The sequence below is a fragment of the Paenibacillus sp. FJAT-27812 genome (genome assembly GCF_001273905.1).
In the GTDB taxonomy this organism is placed as follows: Bacteria; Bacillota; Bacilli; order Paenibacillales; family Paenibacillaceae; genus Pristimantibacillus.
Genome location: NZ_LIGH01000001.1, coordinates 6,927,177 through 6,944,456 on the forward strand (window position 1 = coordinate 6,927,177; position 17,280 = coordinate 6,944,456).

Sequence of the window (17,280 nt, forward strand, 5' to 3'; positions counted from 1 at the left end):
TAGCTCTCCTTCACTGAATTAATCAATGTTCTTGACATAATCATAGAGCTTTCGTTATTTTTAAGGAAGAATGATTACTGCTGAAAACTATCGGTATTCTGCTATTTTTATTCCAAGGAGGAGATCGCCACGCATCCATCTAACGACAACGACACGGTTACCGAGACGAATGGCGGTGCGCTGCTAAGCGGGCTTTTCGATGAATCCGATTCCTATCGGTATCGCAGGCCAAACGGCATAAGCGACTGGCTCCTCTTTTACACTTTGGAGGGCGAAGGCTATTTGCGTACGCCTCATGGGGAAAAGCGCTGCCGAAGCGGACAAATCGCGCTGCTCCGCTCCGGCATTCCGCATGAATACGGAACCGTGCCCGGCAGCCGCTGGCATTTTTACTGGGCGCATTTTCAGAAACTACCTGAAATCGACTACCTGCCTAACGAAGAATGTATCGTGGCCACCGTGCCCGACAGCAATATGCAAAGCAGGGTGCAGCACACCTTTCATCATATTTTGAACGATTCCCGCGAGAGAGCGAGCTTCTGGCATATGCTTTGCGAAAATGCGCTGCGTGAAGTTATTCTTCTCGCAGCACAGCTGCTTGAGCGCCGGCTTGACCCGCGCATCGAACTCGCCCTGCAATATTTATCCCGCAACATGCAGCAAGCGGTCCGAATCGAGGATCTAGCCAAATCCGTCGGGCTTTCCGTCTCCAGGCTCTCCCATCTCTTCAAGCAGGAAACGGGCGCTAGCGTCCTTGAGCATTTGAACCGGCTGCGGCTTGAGCAGGCTGCGCTGCTAATGGAGCATATGGGACGTACGGCTACCGAGGCCTCGCTCGATGTCGGCTTCTACAATTACAATCATTTTGCCGCATTATTTCGCAATACGTACGGCACAAGCCCAAGAACGTACAAAAAGGACAAAGCTGCCCGCAGAGAGTAGCTTTGTCCTTTTTCATTTTCTATTCCGTATTAAACTTTCTGCGTTGCGAGGTCGAGCCAATCCATCTCTGCCTTGGTAAGCTGAATAAGCGAGCCCGCGTCGCAGGAATGAAGCTCCTCTGCTGACTGCGCGCCGATTAACGCACAGGTCGGAAACGGCTGATTCAGCACATAGGCAAGCGCGATTTGGATCGCGCTGACGTTTTTCTCTGCTGCCAGCTGCTTCGCGCGCTCAAGCCGCTCCCAATTGTCATCGCTATAAAATACGCGTACCAGATCTGCGTTGTCGCGAACCTCAGGCGAGAATCTGCCCGTAAAGAAGCCCCTTGCTTGCGAAGACCATGACAACAGCGGGAACTGCTGCTCCTCATGCCATGCGCAGGTTTCCTCGTCAGCCGATACGCAGCCAGACCAGAAGGGCTCATTCGCTTTCGCAAGACTAAGGTTCGGGCTGCTGAAGGAGAACCCTACTAGTCCTTTTGCAGCCGCATATTCATTCGCTTCCTTAATCCGCTGCCACGTCCAGTTCGATACGCCAATCGCCCGGACGGCGCCTGATTGCACATGCTCGTTTAGAATATCGATCACTTCTCCTGCAGGTACCGACGGATCATCACGATGCAGCGCATAGAGGTCGATATAGTCGGTTTGCAGACGTTTGAGACTGTCAGCCAAATCCTGGCGGATCGCTTCTCTGCTCACTCTAGGGCCGTCTTGATTATGATGCGCCCCCTTTGTCAAAATAACGAGTTGCTCGCGGTTGCCCCTCTCCAGCATATAACGGCCAATGACTTCCTCGCTTTGTCCGCCGCAGTAAATATGCGCCGTGTCGATTGAATTGCCACCGATGGCAAGGAAAGCGTCCAAATTAGCCGAAGCCTTCTCGTAAGCATCATGATAAAAATAGTCCGAACCCTTCATTAAGCGCGATACCGGCTTTGGCGAACCTTTGATTTGAATATATTCCATCGTTATTGCCTCCTTCGTTTATCTTCTAATTTAAAGCAGAACGCGCTTACGCTCATGCGCCGATTCCAAGCAAGCATCAATGACCTTCATATTGCGTACAGCGTCCGATCCGCCGAATTGCAGCTGCGTACCGCCTTTAATGGCTTGAGCAAGATGATCGGCTTGCGCCGTATAAGCGTTTACATGCGGCACCTCGACCTCTCGGCGTTCACCTTTGGCGCTTACGAAGAAATTGCCGCTGCCTGGCTCGCCCGTTACAAATGCGGATGGAACCTCTATGGTGCCGTCGCTGCCAAGCACCTCCAGCGGGTTGCGGAAAGCCGCCCACATGCCGCAATCAAACGTCAGCGACACCGAACCTTCGAACTCCACAAGTCCCGATGCCATCATATCGACATGATCATGCTCCGGCGAAAACAAAGCTTGCACCGTCACCGCTTCCGGCTCCTTGCCCAGCAGCAGGCGCGCGGCATTGATCGGATAGCAGCCTACATCGTAAATCGAGCCGCCGCCCCATTCCTTGCGGTATCTGACATTCTCCTTATGCCCTGCGTTATTGAAGGTGAACGCGCTGCGGATGCCGCGAACCTCGCCTATCTCGCCGGCGTCGATCAGCTTCTTGATCATGTCGTACCTTGGATGGTATCTATACATAAAGGCTTCCGATAGAAGGACGCCAGCCTTCGCAGCTGCTTCGGCCATCTCAGCCGCTTCCTTCGCCGTCAATGCCAGCGGCTTCTCGCACAAAATATGTTTGCCGGCTTCCGCGGCCCGTATCGTCCACTCCCGGTGCAAATGGTTTGGGAGCGGAATGTATACGACATCAATTGAAGGATCAGCCAGCAGCTCTTCATAGCTGCCATAAGCAGTCTCGATATGAAGCTCTTCTGCCGTTTTCTTGGCATTGTCCAAGCTGCGGCTGGCAATTGCCGCTACCTCGTTTAACTCTGAGAGCTTAAGGCCAGGAATAACCGCTCTTTTGGCGATTCCTGCGCAGCCCAAAATGCCCCATTTTAGCTTATCCGTCTTCATCCTACCGTCACCTCGGCTATTATTTTATTATTATATTGTGATTGTAAGCATAACTAGCCGTACCGCTTGTTCTCATCACAGCTTATCGGATGTCTTTAATAATTAGAGAAATAGAACGGTTAACTTATGCTTTCCTCTAGTTTAAAGTAGAACATTCAAAAATAAAATGATATTATTTTGCTATGGATTACAACAATATTGTCATCGAGGTGAAAGCTATGCAAAGGCAGTCCCTTCTGCTGACGCTCCCGCAAAATCCGTTCTTTTGTTTCCCCGAATCCGTCGGTCATTACTGGAATCACCCCGAGCATTATTCCATGCGCAAAGCCGGCTCATTGAACAATTTCAACATCCATTATGTCGTATCCGGCAAAGGGTATGTTGAATATGACGGCAAGGTGCACACGCTTGAGGCAGGGGAGGCGGTCCTTTATTTTCCGCTGCAGCGGCAGCATTACTATAGCAGCAAGGATGATCCTTGGGACATCAGGTGGGTACATTTCTACGGCACAGGCTTGCAGGACTACATGATTGAACGAGGCTTTCACAAAAGCCAGCTTTGGACGATTCGCCAGCCTGCCGCTTGGGAACAGGTTCACGAGGATCTGCTTGTCGAAGCGGAGTCTCACCGGATGCTGCATCCGACGAAGCTGTCCGCGCTAACCTATGCGATTCTCGCCGTATTCGTCGAGCAGGCTGTTCCGATTTCGGGCAGCAAAGCAAGCACAGCCGGCAACCGCATCCTAGAGCTGCTACCGCTCATGCAGCAGGAAGCAACGCAGCCCTTTGTGCTTGAGCATTGGGCGGAGCATGCCGGCGTATCCCCTTATTACTTCTGCAAGCTCTTTCGCAGCGTAATGGAAATGACGCCGATGGATTTTGTTACGCGCTGCCGCCTTCAAATGGCGAAGCAATGGCTGCTTGAGCGCAAAGAGATCAACATCGGCCAAATTGCCGGCGATGCCGGTTATCCAAGCGTCAGCTACTTCAACAAGCGGTTTATGGAGCACGAGGGGATGACGCCAACTGTATATCGCCAGCTTTATGGAGTATAAAATAAAAAAGCTGCGCCTCGTGGGCGCAGCTTCTTATAGCTTGATCAATGTGCCGCCTTCATCAGCCGACCGCATCTCCGCTTCGATCATTTCAAGCGTGCCTACCGCGCTTTCCGGCAAGCAGATTGATACAGGAGTGCCTGCTTCAACCGACTCAATGAAATATTTGATCTGGCGGTAATAACCCATATCCTCCGACAATTCGGCGATAAAGCCCGGTCCGTCGTTCGGATTCACCTTCACTTGACCATTTTCAAAGACTAGATTGCCGCCTTCGAAATTAACCCGATACGTCATCGCGAACCCGAAATCGCCCTCCAGCGTCCAGTCCGCTTGCGCATTCAGCACCTTGCCGTCGGGATAAATGTAATTGGTGGACACTACGTCATAGGCGCTGCCCGGAATGACATTGCGCGCAATCGTCGACACCTTCTCCGGCTTGCCGAACAGCCAGTGCACCATATCCGCATCATGGATATGCATGTCCAGCAGGCAGCCTCCGCTTTTGTCGCCTTCAAGGAACCAGCCCTTTGGCGCGCCTGAGCCCCGGAAGAAATAACCGCCCGTAACCGCTCCGTACCGTTTGTCCTCTACGCTGGCCTTCAAATATTCATAGGCTGGCCAGAAGCGCAGGCATTGGCCGATCATCAGCGTGTTTCCTGTACGTTTTGCCGTATTGGCCATCCGCCAGCCGTCCTCCGCATTTCCTGCTGCCGGCTTCTCGCATAGCACATGAAGCCCTCTCTCCAGCAGGCTGCAGGCTAGATCAGCATGCAAGTAGGTTGGCAAAGTGATATCAACGACATCCAGTTCCTCATTCTCCAGCATCGCAGCAATATTATCGTATAAGTTGTAAGGAGTAAGATCATATACGTCCTGCTCGGTCGCGATATTGCCAGACGCCTTGCCTTCCTTCAGCTCCTCGATCAGCAGATCGCAGATTGCTACAAGCTGCACCGGCGCGCCTTCTGCAGCAAGCCGCACATAATTGTCAAAATGCATGCGTCCCATAAACCCGAAGCCGATTAAACCAACCTTTAACATACAATAACCTCCCAGTAGATTGTGAATTATGAATATTGACGGCCCAGTATCGCATCCATCGCTTTAGAAGTGTTGAATATGATTTGCTCCGAATGATGATTGTACGGCGGAATCATTTCACCTGTGACGTAATTGTCGTAACCGATCGCGCGAAGCGCTGTCATAACGGCCGGATAATCTACGTCGCCTGCCAGCAGATCCACGAATCCATGCAGGCCGCCTGCTTGACGGCGGTAATCTTTAAAATGCACCTTCTTGATGCGGTGGCCCAAAATCCGTATCCACTGCTCCGGATAACCGTTTTGCAGCGCATTGCCAACGTCAAAATAAGAGCCTACATTCGCCGAGCCATGCGCATCAATAAATGAACGCAGCTCTAGGGGCGAAAGCAAAAATTTATTCCAAACGTTCTCGATGCCAATGGAAACGCCTGCGCTTTCTGCGAAAGGAACGAGCTTCCCTATCGATTCAAGCGCCCGGTCATATGCGTATTCATAGTCGGTAATTTCACTATCCGGAATAAAATCTACGCCTACCGCGCCAGGAATGACGAGTATGGTGTCGACGCCAAGCGCAGCCGCAAGCTCTAGCTGCTTCTTGCAGACGTCGATCGCCTTCTCCCGCGTTGCCGCGTTTTCGCTAGTCATCGGGTAAGACCAATACAAGCCGGTTGCAAGCCCCGCGATTTCAAGCTCAGCCTCTTCGAGACGATTTTGAATGTCGCGAATTTCATTATCCGTTGCCGCCAGGCTTAGCTCGCCCGTTTCGTTCAAAGACAGCTCGATTCCGTCGAAGCCAGCTTTTTTGGCGGTTGTGATGCAATCCGCAATGGTAGAATCGCCTTTAAATGACCAGATATTAATCCCTTTTTTCATTTGAAGTCCTCCTATGCTTTTAACTTATTACGTGATATTGAATTGGTTGCCAGAGCATGTGATAATACGTATATAATAAATGATTTTTGCGTAAATAGATTTAGCTGATAAAGCGATTATTTGGACAATTCCGTTCTCTTTTTAATTCATTGCAGGAAGGGGGCTGCCTCTTGGAAAAGCTCGATTCCAACTATCCCGGCATCCGTATGACAAAGTTCCGAGAGTGGTCGCCAAGCGTCCATTATGCGCAATTCCAGCGCATGCCGACCGGTGTCCTTCCGAGGCGCAGACTCTATGATTTCGAGCTGCTTTACGTATGCCAAGGCGAAGCCGCGACTACGATGCAAGGACAGCGCTATACCATTGAGGCCGGACAGCTTATCTTTTTGCCTTCCGGCGTTTATCACCAAAATGAAGTCGTCTCTTCCTCTGACACTCGGTTTCTGGGCATTCATTTTGATTTCTTTGATGAGCTGGATATTCAGACCGAATCTGACATGGTAGTAAATGAAGCTTCCGTTCAGCCTCATAAGTTTTCGCTTGAGCCCTGTATCGAAGGTGTTGCACCGTTGTCCGATCATCCGGTATATACTCCGCCGCTCGTTTGCGTGCAGCTGATGGAGCAGCTTGTCCACGAGTTCACGATGCGCCCGCTCGGCTATGAGCTGGTCTGCAAGGCATTGATGCTCCAAATACTCACTCACTTGCTTCGATCTCCCCTATCGCGCACCTCCGGTCAAGCCTCCTTGCATGGCGGAAAGCTTGCTGAATTGATGGAACAGATCGAAGCCGCGCCTTCGTCCAACTGGACCAACCGTACAATCGCTGAAAATATGAATTTGAGCATCGACCATACGGCCAAGCTGTTTAAACAAATCGCCGGCATGCCGCCGAGCGAATATGTGCAATCTATTCGCCACCGTGAAGCAAGAAGGCTGCTTCGAGAGTCGGATCAATCGATTGAGAACGTCGGCAGCCTCGTCGGCTATTCCGATATTCACTATTTCAGCCGGATCTTCCGCCGCCACGAGGGGATTTCCCCCCGTGAATACCGGAAGCTGTCAAAGATTTTATAGCCATTGTTCTATAGCAACACACAAAAAAAAGAGGGTACCCTTTAAGGCTATTAACCTTAAAGGATACCCTCTTCATCTATGACAGCCGATCCTTTTCATGCTATGTTCAGAGCACGCCGGGCTACAGGGAGAGCTTCAAGCAGATGCTTACGACTTCCAGAAAAGTCCCGCTTGGTCGATCTCTACCTGCTCAAGCTGCCGCTCGAAATCTGTGCTTGGAGATATCATTTCAACAAATGTCCATCTATGATCGCCATTCTTCGCATACACTTTCCATTGCTTCGATTCCAAGCGGAATTGTACGATGTCAATGCGATCCCACTCGTTTCGTTTAGAAGTTGGCCTCTCCTCAGCTAACGTCAATTGATTATCGACGATTTCATGCCTAAGCCGAACGGACACCCGCAGATCCCCTGGTATCTTCTGGTCGATATAGCCGCTCATAATCGAATCAATCCTTTTGACGGTAAAGGGATCAATCATACTCTAAATCACCTCATCAAATCTGGTAACAGCCTGTCCCTACCAGCTGGCTTTCTTAACGCCGGGAATTTGGCCCGCATGCGCCAGCTCACGGAACTTAATCCGCGACACTTTAAATTTGTTTAAATAGCCGTGTGGGCGGCCCGTTAGCTCGCAGCGATTATGCAGGCGCGTAGCTGACGAATCTCGCGGCAGCTTCTGCAAAGCAGCGTAATCGCCCTTCTCCTTCAGCTCTCTTCTAAGATCCGCATATTTGGCGACAAGCGCTTGTCTCTTTTGTTCCATCACTACTTTTGATTTTTTAGCCATAATCTCAACCTCCTTATTCGTAATAATTACTAATTAATAATAACAGAAAACCTTCGCTTTGCAAAGTTGCTTTTCAATGCCATCAATAGGTTTGGATTCAGCTCTTAGAGCCGCATTTGGACAAACTCAAAAGCTCTCCTTTATTTTGTCCATTGAGCACTCCCGTTTAATCGATTACGATTGATTATATCGATAATGATTATCATTATCTCAAAACATTTTCCGGAGGAATCACAACATGCATCGAAGTACAAAAACAGCCGCTCTTTTGACTACATTCGCACTAATGGGGGCATTATTGCTAGCTTGCGGCAGCAACTCTACTAATACGGGCAATACGGCAAGCCCTGCTGCCGAGGCGACGAAAGCGCCGGAGGCAACCGAGCAAGCTGCAGCGACTACGCGAACCTTTACCGATTGGACAAACCATAAGGTTGAAGTTTCCGTTAACCCGCAGCGCGTCATTTTCCATGGAGAAACGGCCGGAGACTTGCTTGCCCTTGGCGTTAAGCCTGTCGGGCTCATGAAGGATATGATTAAAGGCACCGTATTTGAGGAGCAGCTCCAAGACGCAGAGGATGTAGGTTTCCCTTTGAGCGTCGAGAAATCGATGACCTTGCAGCCGGACCTGATTATTTTCTCAAATGCTGATGAGCAGCAATATGAAGCCATTTCCAAGGTTGCACCTACCGTAACCTTCAACTCCTTCGGTTCGCTTGAGGAGAGAATGCGCATTTTAGGCGATTTGTTAAATAAGAAACAAGAGGCGGAGGATTGGCTCGCCGCACATGCGGAGAAAACGGCGGAAATGTGGAAGCAGCTTCACGAGAGCGGCATCAAGGAAGGCGAGACGGCTTCCGTATTTACGATCTATCCTGGGAACCGGTTGTTTATTATGGCGGGTACCGGTCTTCCGCAATTTTTGTATGAGCCGGGCGGCTTCAAGCCAACGCCTATCGTCCAAGATATCATTAATAAGGAGCAAGGCTTTGTTGAAATCTCCTCCGAGCTGCTGCCTGAATATGCGGCTGACCGCATTTTCATCCTGAATCCCGTTGATCCTAGCGCCCAGCAATCGACCAATGAGCTTATGAAAAGCGAGCTGTGGCTGAAGCTGCCTGCCGTGAAAAACGGTCAGGTGTACAATTTCGATCTGCTTAAAGCATCCAGTGACGCGACTTCAAGAGAATGGCTGTTAGAAGAGCTGCCCAAAGCGCTTATCCAAAAATAACAGCCTATTATCGCTTGCTTAATTGGAAGGAGCTCTTCAACTTATGTTGATTAGCTTCTTCTTTTTGTCTATAATGAAATTAATTGATAATTATTCTCATTTAGAAATGAGGCTACAGCCATGTCTGAACCCATACATTCGTCTTTACCGCTTCGCTCCTTGGTCTTTCATTTTGAAGACATGAAGCTGCACAGCCATTCGGCAGGCTCCGTATTGGCGGAGCAAATAACATCCGGCTATATGCTTCTTATATTCAAGAGCGGCAGCGGCAGATTATTTACGGATAATCACAGCTCCCTTTTCTCGTCATACAGCTCTTTCCTCCTCCCGCCAAAAACCGCCTATCAATTCGAGAGCTTGGATGACAACACTTTGGAATACCACACCATCTCCTTTCATGTTTTTTGTTTGGAAAAGGGTAAGCCTGCGCCATATGGCAAGCCGCTGTTTCCAAACAATCCTATGCTTCGTGTCTATCCGCTCGCACAGTGGATCGATTTGCTGGGCCAGCTGCATGCCGGCAATACGAACTTCGACAACATTGAAGCGTTTCGGCAGCAGTTGCACTTTCAGAAGCTTATTGGATTTTTGCTTGAGCATAATCTGCAAACCGATCATAAGGCAGGCTCAACTCAAACGGTTGAGCAGACGATTCAATATATGCAAAACCATTTCCAGGACAACATAACGGTCAAGCAGCTTGTCCAGATGGCTGACGTTCCCTCGTGGCAGTTCACCTCCATCTTCAAGGAACTGACGGGCAAGAAGCCGCTTGATTATTTGACTGAGCTTCGAATTAACCGGTCCAAAGAATGGCTGATTCATACCGACAGCCCGCTTCGCGACATTGCAGAGCGTGTCGGCTTTACCGATGAGTATTATTTTAGCCGCCGCTTCCGTCTTATGACCGGCTTCTCTCCAAGGCAATATGCGATCTCGATGCGTCAAAACATGCTCGTTAAAGATTGGGACGGCCATGAGGTCAGCATCCCTGCGCAGCCTAACCGCATCCTCTACTGCGGTGATTCGGTCGGTGATTTGAAGACGCTTGGCATTGAGCTTGTAGGCAGCCAAATGATGCATAGAGACGTCCCCTTTAATCCCGAAGAGGCCGCTTCTTTGGAGCCGGACTTAATTATTTGCGACCAATCCAATGAAAAGCTGTATGCAGAAATTTCCCAAATCGCCCCAACCCTCACCTATAACTCGCGAGGAACGCTTGAGGATCGGCTGCTTATGCTCGGAGAATGGTTGGGCAAAAAAAAAGAAGCCCAGCAATGGCTTCTTCATCACAATAACAATGCCTTATTAATGTGGCAGCAGCTTCAGACGCTACTTCGTCCAAAGGAAACGGCTTCCGTCTTTGTTTATCACCGCGGCAAACGATTGTTTGTGATGGGCAATATCGGCTTATCCTCGGTGCTTTACCATCCCGACGGCTTCCGTCCCGCAGGCAAGGTGCAGGACGTCTTGAAGTCAGGCCGGCTATACAAGGAAATAACGGAGAAGACCCTTAATCAATACGCCGGAGATCGCGTATTCATGATGCTGCCCAAGAGTCCCGACTCAAGAGCGGCTATGGAGGAATTGATTCGCAGCCCGATTTGGAGAAGTCTTCCCGCCGTCAAAAACGGTTACAGCTACGTGCTTGATGAGCTTGATTGGAACCAAGAAGACGCTTCCTCCCGAGACAAGCTGCTGTCGCTGCTCCCCGAGCTGCTGAACCAAACCTCCTAAATGATTATGCGCCGAATTGGGCTTGATGCAGACGGCTATATGATCCGCGCATTTGCATCAGTTCGTCATGCTTGCCCTGCTCGGCAATCCCTTGCTCCGCTACCACAACAATGCGGTCAGCATTTTTGATCGTTGCAAGCCGGTGGGCAATGACAAGCGTCGTACGGCCGCGAGACAGCTCGGCAAGCGCAAGCTGGATCGCAGCTTCTGTCTCCGTATCAAGCGCAGAGGTCGCCTCGTCCAAAATAAGAATCGGCGGGTTTTTCAAAAACATGCGGGCAATCGAGAGGCGCTGCTTCTGTCCGCCAGAGAGCTTGACGCCCCGCTCGCCAATGAACGTATCCAGCCCTTCCGGCTGCGATAGGACGAGCTCCTCCAGCTGCGCTTGGCGAGCAGCCTGCATAATCTCCTCCTCCGATGCCCCAAGCTTGCCATATACAATATTTTCTCTAATCGTTCCGTCAAAGAGAAAAACATCCTGCTGCACAATTCCAATGTTCGCGCGCAGCGACTCCAGCGTCATCCGGCGCAAATCCACATTGTCGATCGTAATCGATCCTTCATCTACATCATAGAAGCGCGGCAGCAAGCTGCAAAGCGTCGTTTTGCCGGCTCCGGAAGGACCAACAAGCGCCACCGTTTCCCCTGCGCGTACGGTCAGGTTCAGTCCTTGCAGCACCTTCTCTTTATTCTCGTAACCAAACGTTACGTTATTAAAATGAATATCCCCTTTAAGGCTGCTCATTCGTTTCGCATCCGGCGCATCGTCGATATCAGGCGCTGTCTCCAGCAGTTCCAAATAACGTTTAAAGCCGGCAATCCCTTTCGGATACGTTTCGATAACGGAATTGATTTGATTGATCGGGCTTAGAAACACGTTCGACAGCATAACGAATGCGATAAATTCGCCGTAGCTCATATCGCCTTGAATGACAAACCACGTGCCGCAGACGAGCACAAACAACGAGATTAGCTTCATTAGAATAAAACTGATTGAAGAGTTCCATGCCATAACGCGGTAAGCTACAAGCTTCGTCAAGCGGAAACGGCCGTTATTTTCAGCAAAACGCTTCATCTCATGCTTTTCATTTGCGAACGCTTGAACAACGCGGATGCCGCTAACGTTATTTTCAACACGCGCGTTGTAATCGGCAATATCAGAGAACATGCGATTAAAGGCAGCTGACATTTTACGGCTGAAATGTAATGACAAATAAATCATAAGCGGAATAATGACAAAGGTCATTAAAGCAAGCTGCCAATTGATGCTCAGCATAATCGCGAACGCCCCGGTCAGCGTCATCAAGGCAATGAACAAATCCTCGGGACCATGATGGGCGATTTCGCCAATATCCATGAGGTCATTCGTCATGCGGGAAACCAGATGGCCGGTCTTATTGTTATCGAAGAAACGGAAGCTTAGCTTCTGCACCCGGTCGAACAGCTGCTTGCGCATATCGGATTCAATATTGATCCCAAGCTTATGCCCCCAATAGGTAACGACATAATGCAGTGCGGCACTAAATACATAAATGCCCAAGAGTCCGATGCAGGCATACAAAATCCACTTCCAGTTGCCGCTTGGCAGCAAATCGTCCACGACACGGTTCACCGCAAGCGGAAAAGCAAGCTCCAGCAAGGCAGCCAATATGGCGCATGAAAAATCCAAAATAAATAGCTTCTTATAAGGCTTGTAATAAGCAAAAAAACGACGCAGCATACTCAGCTTCCTTCCTATCCAATCAATAGTATATGCGTAATGAAAATCGTTATCATTTACAGCCATCTTATCGTAAAACAAAAGCCTAATAAGAAACAATGGACAAACGCGAGCATTTTTTTGTACAAAATGAAGCTTGCCACCAAAAAGCCGTCGATGTCCTGATTTTGTAGAAGGGATGTCCTTTTCTCGCAATTTCATGGCTAGTAGAGCTGTGCTAAAGTAAAAGCAATACAATGAAAAGAGGGACATATACGATGGCGAGAACGATCCGAATTGGAATTATAGGAAGCGGCGGCATTGCAAGGGCGCATGCTTCAGCTTATAAGAAAATGCCCCATGTTGAAATCGTCGCGGTAGCAGACAGCTTGGCAGGGAGAGCGCAGGCCTTCATCGAGCAAGAAGAGCTTATTCATGCAACCGCATTCGAAGATCACAGGAAGCTGCTTGAGCTTGATATTGACGGCGTCAGCATCTGTACGCCTAACTTCGCTCATCACGAGACGTCCGTAAACGCATTAAATGCAGGCAAACATGTATTGGTTGAAAAGCCAATGTCCGTCACGCTTCAGCAATCCATCGATATGGTTCAGGCTGCTGAGCGCAGCGGCAAAATGTTGACCGTAGGCTTCCAGCCAAGGTACGACCCCAACATGTCGCTCATTCAAGATATCGTGCAATCAGGAAAGCTTGGCAACGTTTATTTTATAGAAACAGGCGGCGGCAGACGCCGCGGCATGCCTGGCGGCACGTTTATCCGGCAAGAGCTGGCTGGCGCAGGCGCTATGGCCGATATCGGCTGTTATTCGCTTGATATGGCGCTTAACGCGCTTGGTTATCCGAAGCCGCTTACCGTATCGGCTTATACATCCAATCATTTTGGAACAAACCCGAAATACCATAGAGAATCCGCTAATTTTGACGTGGAAGACTTTGGCGTTGCGATGGTTCGCCTTGAAGGCGATATCGTGCTGAATTACAAAATCAGCTGGGCTATGCACATGGATACGCTCGGAGCTACGATGTTTCTCGGAACCGACGGCGGACTAAAGGTTACGCCAGCCGGCACCGGCCCTTGGAGCGGCGTATGGGATGGCAGCGTGGGCAGCATGACGCTATATCATGATGTCGCCAACCAGCATATTGAATCGACCATTCCGGTTATCCAGCACGGCCTTAATCTGTTCGACGAGAAGGTTAAGGACTTTGTCGCTGCGATTGCGGATAATCGCCCGGCCCCCATTCCGGGTGCGGAAATTTTGTATAACCAAGCGATTATCGACGGCGTACTCCGCTCCGCAGCAAGCAAGCGCGAGGTAACGATCGAATTGCCTTAAATAACGGATTTCAAAATAATGGCGGTGCAAGATTTAATCTTGCCCGTCTTTTTTTGTATGCCCAAGGCTATATATCCATACATTAGTTTAATCCCTTTTTTATGAAAGGAGTCCAGCCTATGTACGGTAACCCCAGCTATTATGCGGCTTCCCCCATTCCTCACAGAAGCCTGCCCACCATTGACGTTATAGGAGAAGCAACAACTGCAGCCGCTCCAGATCGCGCCTTAATCATACTCGGAGCCATGACAGAAGGAACGATGCTGCAAACGGTCCAATCCGAAAATGCGCAAATCAGCACGGACATCATCCATTCCCTAGAACAACTAAATATCCCACGCGACCAAATCCAAACAAACGATTATCGAATCGAAATGCAATATGATTTTCCGGATGGCCAACAAATCTTTAAAGGCTATAAAGTAACCCACCTTCTGCAAATTACGGTCGATCAAGTCGATCAGACGGGCATCGTTGTTGATACAGCCGTATCTCACGGCGCCAACATCGTTTCGTCCATTCAATTTTCGTTGCAGCATAAAGAACAGCATGAAAATCAGGCTTTATCGCTTGCCGTCCAAAACGCCCGGCTTAAAGCGGTTGCGATCGCGAATACACTTGGCGTCTCCATCGCTCCTGTCCCAAGCAAAGTCCAAGAGCTATCTCCTTCATCAGGGCCAGTCCCTTTGCAAAGGGCTTTTGCCGCAGAGGCTGCGGTGACGCCAATCGAGCCTGGACAGCTGACAATCAATGCTGCGGTTCGTGTATGGTATTTGCTAATTCAATAAGACCGGCACACAAAAAAAAGCCGTTCCGGAAAGGAACGGCTTGATCAGACCGTGCTGCGTATTAGACAGATGAAATAATGCCGCGGTTGCTGTTCTTCGCAAAGTTTATGATAGACTCATACTGGGTCTTAGCTATGCGACGGTCAGACATCGGAAGTTGAGGATTTTTGACTATCTCAGCGAGCTTCTTGAGCTCCTGCATCTCTTCAGAGGTCACTTTAACCGTTGTTTTTCCCACGCGCCGCCCTCCTTTAAAGTTTTTTGGAATAAAAAACTTATTTATAAGCTTTACCTTAATCATCTATGCTCATTATACGCAGCAGTTAAGTAAACTTGCATGTTATTTAGCCTGCGTTCGCGGATTTTGATCATCCATTTCTTCCGGGAACAAATCAGCGAACTCTTTGTTCTGCTTGCTCTTCAAATACGATAACCCTGCATAACCCGCTAGGAGCGAGCTGCTCACTACTGCAAAATTGTCCGACGTATTTGCCATGGCTAACGCCGTCTTCGCCAGTATTCCCGTCCCGATGGCAATCAATAAATCGCCCAAAAAACCAAGATCAAAAAATATCTTTTTCTTTGCATTGCTATGATCCCTGAAGCCAATGACGAAAATAACAAAATAATACACCCGCTGTATCCATTTCATTAGCCAATTCGAAGACAGCGTTAAGCCTTCCTCATCATATTCTATGACGAGCTTTGGCAATTCGATAATGCCATTTTTGACAAAATGACCAATTAGGCCGCCCACTAAGCTCATGGAGATCGATAAACCAAACACCTGAATGAAGGCTTGAAAGCTAGATATGACCATCGCTTTATGACCACCCTTCAACAACGCATTTTCGATCGGTAGTATGTATTGCACTACTTTCACTTTATGTCGTTGGCAAAAGGTTCACGACTATTATTTTGTCTCGCCTTCGTCGAACAGGTCAAGCAGCATGCCTGGAATCGAAAAGCTTTGATTGTTCATGATGAGCTGAACCATCTCATCTCCGATATCGCCCTCGCGCTCCTCCTTGATCGCCTCGATCTCATTGTGGAGCCGCTCCATCTTTAGATCCAGCGCGGATGCCGATTCCGCAGCCTCTTTCAGCTCTTCCAGCAAATGCGGCGGGATGGACTGCTGATATTTATAATAGATTTTGTGCTCAAGGCTTGCCCAAAAATCCATTGCGATTGTCCGAATTTGTACCTCTACGCACATGTTTTCGACCCGGTCCGATATGAATACCGGTACCTCAACGAGCATATGGAGGCTTTGATAGCCGTTTGGCTTAGGATTTTTAATATAATCTTTTATTTCTAAAATTTTTAGGTCGCTTTGATTTTTCAGCATATCGCTAATGCGGTAAATATCTGATATGAATGAACAGGTGATCCGAAGTCCTGCGATATCCTTAATATTGTTTCGGATGCTGGTGAAATTAAGCTCGGATTGCTTTCGATAAAGCTTCTCCAATATGCTCTTCGGCGATTTCATGCGTGAGCTTGTGTGCTCAATCGGATTGTAAGCATGCAATAAATGAAATTCCTCTTTTAAAATCTCGATCTTTGTTTCCAGCTCCTGAAGCGCAAACTTGTACATCATCAAGAAACGTGTAATCTGATGTTTCATTTCTTTAATTTTATGCATTTGATCCATTGCTGCCATGCGTTCATGTTCCCCTTCCTAAAACTTGCTAATCATCAAACAAGGTAAAAATCCTTCTCAAATGCGCCAAATCCTCCGGTGAGATTCGTTCGCTCATGTACCGAATAATGGCCTCATCGCTTTCTTCAAAGGACTTGATATATCGCCTGCCCTCGTCTGTAATTTCCAAATAGACGACACGCCTATCCTCTTCTCCCCGATTTCTTCGAATAAGCCCTCTCTCGACAAGCTTGTCCCCAATAAGCGTAACACCACCGGCTGTTATGAACAAGAGCTCGGCAAGGTCCGTCGATTTCATTGGGCTTTGGCGGTCCAAATATTGAATCATTCTCGTTTGATTGACTGAGAAGCTGCAGTCCATTCCCTTGTACCACTCGGCTTTCAGCTTTTTATAAACCCCTTTTAACAGGGGAAACAGCTCCTTCCATTCATCGTAGTCGTTCATTTCGCACCTCATTTCTGTTCGTTTGTTGACTTATTAACCTCAAACTTACTATAATTGCGTTGGCAACCTAATTAAATGATAAAATAAATTCACCGAGGTGAATCGAATGAGCAAGGATAAATATGAAAATGTCGGCCAGTTAATCGAGGTTTTCCAGCGTTTCGGACGAGCCGACTGGCGTAAAAAAACGATGTGGGGCGGACTTAAGCCCAGCGAAATTCGCATGCTTATCTGTGTAAAGCAGAGCAATGATAAAGGCATCGCCAATACGAACGTGTCTGAAATAAGCAAATTGCTTCAAGTCACATCGCCTACCGTGACGCAGATGCTCAACAGCTTAATTGCCGCGGGTTATGTGCTGCGCTCCGCAGATAAGACAGACCGAAGAATTACGGAAATAACGTTAACGGACAAAGGCGAGCAGTTAGCAATAAAAGCAATTGAACGCTTCCATACTGTTTTCACCGGTATGATCGATATGCTCGGCAAAGAGCAAAGCGATCAGCTTGTCGGCATGCTCAATCAAGTTTTTGATTACCTTCAAACGGCACAAGTGAACGATTAGCTGAATATAG

19 protein-coding genes are annotated in these 17,280 nt (G+C 48.8%); 8 read left to right on the forward strand and 11 right to left on the reverse strand.

Features of this window, described 5'->3' with window-relative positions; translation table 11 throughout:
* Positions 1–180 precede the first annotated feature (180 nt).
* On the forward strand, positions 181–942 hold the full coding sequence (locus ADU23_RS29860; protein WP_231637655.1) for a helix-turn-helix domain-containing protein: 762 nt from the start codon (positions 181–183) through the stop codon (positions 940–942).
* A 29-nt stretch (positions 943–971) separates the two neighbouring features.
* Here the strand turns inward: ADU23_RS29860 and ADU23_RS29865 are convergent, their stop codons facing one another.
* Positions 972–1,910, reverse strand: coding sequence for an aldo/keto reductase (locus ADU23_RS29865; protein WP_053377095.1), 939 nt, complete (start codon positions 1,908–1,910; stop codon positions 972–974).
* A gap of 30 nt (positions 1,911–1,940) precedes the next feature.
* Complete coding sequence (locus ADU23_RS29870) at positions 1,941–2,942, reverse strand: Gfo/Idh/MocA family protein (protein WP_053377096.1); 1,002 nt, start codon at positions 2,940–2,942, stop codon at positions 1,941–1,943.
* A 218-nt stretch (positions 2,943–3,160) separates the two neighbouring features.
* Here ADU23_RS29870 and ADU23_RS29875 point away from each other — a divergent pair, with 218 nt between their 5' ends.
* Entirely contained in the window at positions 3,161–3,997 is an 837-nt protein-coding gene (locus ADU23_RS29875; RefSeq protein ID WP_053377902.1) for an AraC family transcriptional regulator, read from the forward strand.
* Between the two features lie 33 nt (positions 3,998–4,030).
* On the opposite strand, the gene ADU23_RS29880 is transcribed toward ADU23_RS29875, so the two are convergent.
* Positions 4,031–5,041 carry a Gfo/Idh/MocA family protein gene (locus ADU23_RS29880; RefSeq protein ID WP_053377097.1) on the reverse strand — a complete coding sequence of 337 codons (1,011 nt, stop codon included), beginning with the start codon at positions 5,039–5,041 and terminating at the stop codon, positions 4,031–4,033.
* Positions 5,042–5,067: 26 nt separating this feature from the next.
* Positions 5,068–5,916 carry a sugar phosphate isomerase/epimerase family protein gene (locus tag ADU23_RS29885; RefSeq protein WP_053377098.1) on the reverse strand — a complete coding sequence of 283 codons (849 nt, stop codon included), beginning with the start codon at positions 5,914–5,916 and terminating at the stop codon, positions 5,068–5,070.
* A gap of 170 nt (positions 5,917–6,086) precedes the next feature.
* Here ADU23_RS29885 and ADU23_RS29890 point away from each other — a divergent pair, with 170 nt between their 5' ends.
* A complete protein-coding gene (locus ADU23_RS29890; protein ID WP_141680287.1) occupies positions 6,087–6,992 on the forward strand; it encodes an AraC family transcriptional regulator in 906 nt (301 codons plus the stop codon).
* A gap of 147 nt (positions 6,993–7,139) precedes the next feature.
* Here the strand turns inward: ADU23_RS29890 and ADU23_RS29895 are convergent, their stop codons facing one another.
* The gene (locus ADU23_RS29895; RefSeq protein ID WP_063846120.1) at positions 7,140–7,475 is read right to left on the reverse strand and encodes a DUF3024 domain-containing protein; all 336 of its coding nucleotides are present in this window, start codon (positions 7,473–7,475) and stop codon (positions 7,140–7,142) included.
* A gap of 39 nt (positions 7,476–7,514) precedes the next feature.
* Entirely contained in the window at positions 7,515–7,784 is a 270-nt protein-coding gene (gene rpsN / locus ADU23_RS29900; protein ID WP_053377099.1) for a 30S ribosomal protein S14, read from the reverse strand.
* Positions 7,785–8,022: 238 nt separating this feature from the next.
* On the opposite strand from rpsN, the gene ADU23_RS29905 reads away from it, so the two are divergent.
* Together ADU23_RS29905 and ADU23_RS29910 are read left to right on the forward strand one after the other, a co-directional pair.
* Complete coding sequence (locus tag ADU23_RS29905; protein ID WP_053377100.1) at positions 8,023–9,015, forward strand: ABC transporter substrate-binding protein; 993 nt, start codon at positions 8,023–8,025, stop codon at positions 9,013–9,015.
* A gap of 120 nt (positions 9,016–9,135) precedes the next feature.
* Entirely contained in the window at positions 9,136–10,752 is a 1,617-nt protein-coding gene (locus ADU23_RS29910) for an ABC transporter substrate-binding protein (RefSeq protein ID WP_053377101.1), read from the forward strand.
* 4 nt (positions 10,753–10,756) lie between these two features.
* On the opposite strand, the gene ADU23_RS29915 is transcribed toward ADU23_RS29910, so the two are convergent.
* The gene (locus tag ADU23_RS29915; protein ID WP_053377905.1) at positions 10,757–12,472 is read right to left on the reverse strand and encodes an ABC transporter ATP-binding protein; all 1,716 of its coding nucleotides are present in this window, start codon (positions 12,470–12,472) and stop codon (positions 10,757–10,759) included.
* A gap of 257 nt (positions 12,473–12,729) precedes the next feature.
* Between ADU23_RS29915 and ADU23_RS29920 the strand changes: the two genes are divergently transcribed.
* Positions 12,730–13,809, forward strand: a complete 1,080-nt coding sequence (locus ADU23_RS29920; protein WP_053377102.1) for a Gfo/Idh/MocA family protein — start codon at positions 12,730–12,732, stop codon at positions 13,807–13,809.
* Between the two features lie 119 nt (positions 13,810–13,928).
* Entirely contained in the window at positions 13,929–14,597 is a 669-nt protein-coding gene (locus ADU23_RS29925; protein ID WP_053377103.1) for an SIMPL domain-containing protein, read from the forward strand.
* Positions 14,598–14,658: 61 nt separating this feature from the next.
* Here the strand turns inward: ADU23_RS29925 and ADU23_RS33030 are convergent, their stop codons facing one another.
* The 4 genes from ADU23_RS33030 to ADU23_RS29940 all read right to left on the reverse strand — a co-directional run bounded on the left by ADU23_RS33030 (position 14,659) and on the right by ADU23_RS29940 (position 16,705).
* A complete protein-coding gene (locus ADU23_RS33030; RefSeq protein ID WP_157266023.1) occupies positions 14,659–14,835 on the reverse strand; it encodes a hypothetical protein in 177 nt (58 codons plus the stop codon).
* 102 nt (positions 14,836–14,937) lie between these two features.
* Positions 14,938–15,417 carry a hypothetical protein gene (locus ADU23_RS29930; RefSeq protein ID WP_053377104.1) on the reverse strand — a complete coding sequence of 160 codons (480 nt, stop codon included), beginning with the start codon at positions 15,415–15,417 and terminating at the stop codon, positions 14,938–14,940.
* Between the two features lie 93 nt (positions 15,418–15,510).
* Complete coding sequence (locus tag ADU23_RS29935; RefSeq protein WP_053377105.1) at positions 15,511–16,260, reverse strand: GTP pyrophosphokinase; 750 nt, start codon at positions 16,258–16,260, stop codon at positions 15,511–15,513.
* 28 nt (positions 16,261–16,288) lie between these two features.
* Positions 16,289–16,705 carry a MarR family winged helix-turn-helix transcriptional regulator gene (locus ADU23_RS29940; protein ID WP_053377106.1) on the reverse strand — a complete coding sequence of 139 codons (417 nt, stop codon included), beginning with the start codon at positions 16,703–16,705 and terminating at the stop codon, positions 16,289–16,291.
* A 106-nt stretch (positions 16,706–16,811) separates the two neighbouring features.
* On the opposite strand from ADU23_RS29940, the gene ADU23_RS29945 reads away from it, so the two are divergent.
* Positions 16,812–17,270, forward strand: a complete 459-nt coding sequence (locus ADU23_RS29945) for a MarR family winged helix-turn-helix transcriptional regulator (RefSeq protein WP_053377107.1) — start codon at positions 16,812–16,814, stop codon at positions 17,268–17,270.
* Positions 17,271–17,280 lie beyond the last annotated feature (10 nt).

Coding starts and splice junctions, on each gene's coding strand:
- ADU23_RS29910 (WP_053377101.1), top strand. CDS start 9,136: ATGTCTGAACCCATACATTCGTCTTTACCGCTTCGCTCCTTGGTCTTT.
- ADU23_RS29925 (WP_053377103.1), top strand. CDS start 13,929: ATGTACGGTAACCCCAGCTATTATGCGGCTTCCCCCATTCCTCACAGA.
- ADU23_RS29915 (WP_053377905.1), bottom strand. CDS start 12,472: ATGCTGCGTCGTTTTTTTGCTTATTACAAGCCTTATAAGAAGCTATTT.
- rpsN (WP_053377099.1), bottom strand. CDS start 7,784: ATGGCTAAAAAATCAAAAGTAGTGATGGAACAAAAGAGACAAGCGCTT.
- ADU23_RS29895 (WP_063846120.1), bottom strand. CDS start 7,475: ATGATTGATCCCTTTACCGTCAAAAGGATTGATTCGATTATGAGCGGC.
- ADU23_RS29905 (WP_053377100.1), top strand. CDS start 8,023: ATGCATCGAAGTACAAAAACAGCCGCTCTTTTGACTACATTCGCACTA.
- ADU23_RS29920 (WP_053377102.1), top strand. CDS start 12,730: ATGGCGAGAACGATCCGAATTGGAATTATAGGAAGCGGCGGCATTGCA.
- ADU23_RS29880 (WP_053377097.1), bottom strand. CDS start 5,041: ATGTTAAAGGTTGGTTTAATCGGCTTCGGGTTTATGGGACGCATGCAT.
- ADU23_RS29935 (WP_053377105.1), bottom strand. CDS start 16,260: ATGGCAGCAATGGATCAAATGCATAAAATTAAAGAAATGAAACATCAG.
- ADU23_RS29875 (WP_053377902.1), top strand. CDS start 3,161: ATGCAAAGGCAGTCCCTTCTGCTGACGCTCCCGCAAAATCCGTTCTTT.
- ADU23_RS29945 (WP_053377107.1), top strand. CDS start 16,812: ATGAGCAAGGATAAATATGAAAATGTCGGCCAGTTAATCGAGGTTTTC.
- ADU23_RS29870 (WP_053377096.1), bottom strand. CDS start 2,942: ATGAAGACGGATAAGCTAAAATGGGGCATTTTGGGCTGCGCAGGAATC.
- ADU23_RS29930 (WP_053377104.1), bottom strand. CDS start 15,417: ATGGTCATATCTAGCTTTCAAGCCTTCATTCAGGTGTTTGGTTTATCG.
- ADU23_RS29885 (WP_053377098.1), bottom strand. CDS start 5,916: ATGAAAAAAGGGATTAATATCTGGTCATTTAAAGGCGATTCTACCATT.
- ADU23_RS29865 (WP_053377095.1), bottom strand. CDS start 1,910: ATGGAATATATTCAAATCAAAGGTTCGCCAAAGCCGGTATCGCGCTTA.
- ADU23_RS29940 (WP_053377106.1), bottom strand. CDS start 16,705: ATGAACGACTACGATGAATGGAAGGAGCTGTTTCCCCTGTTAAAAGGG.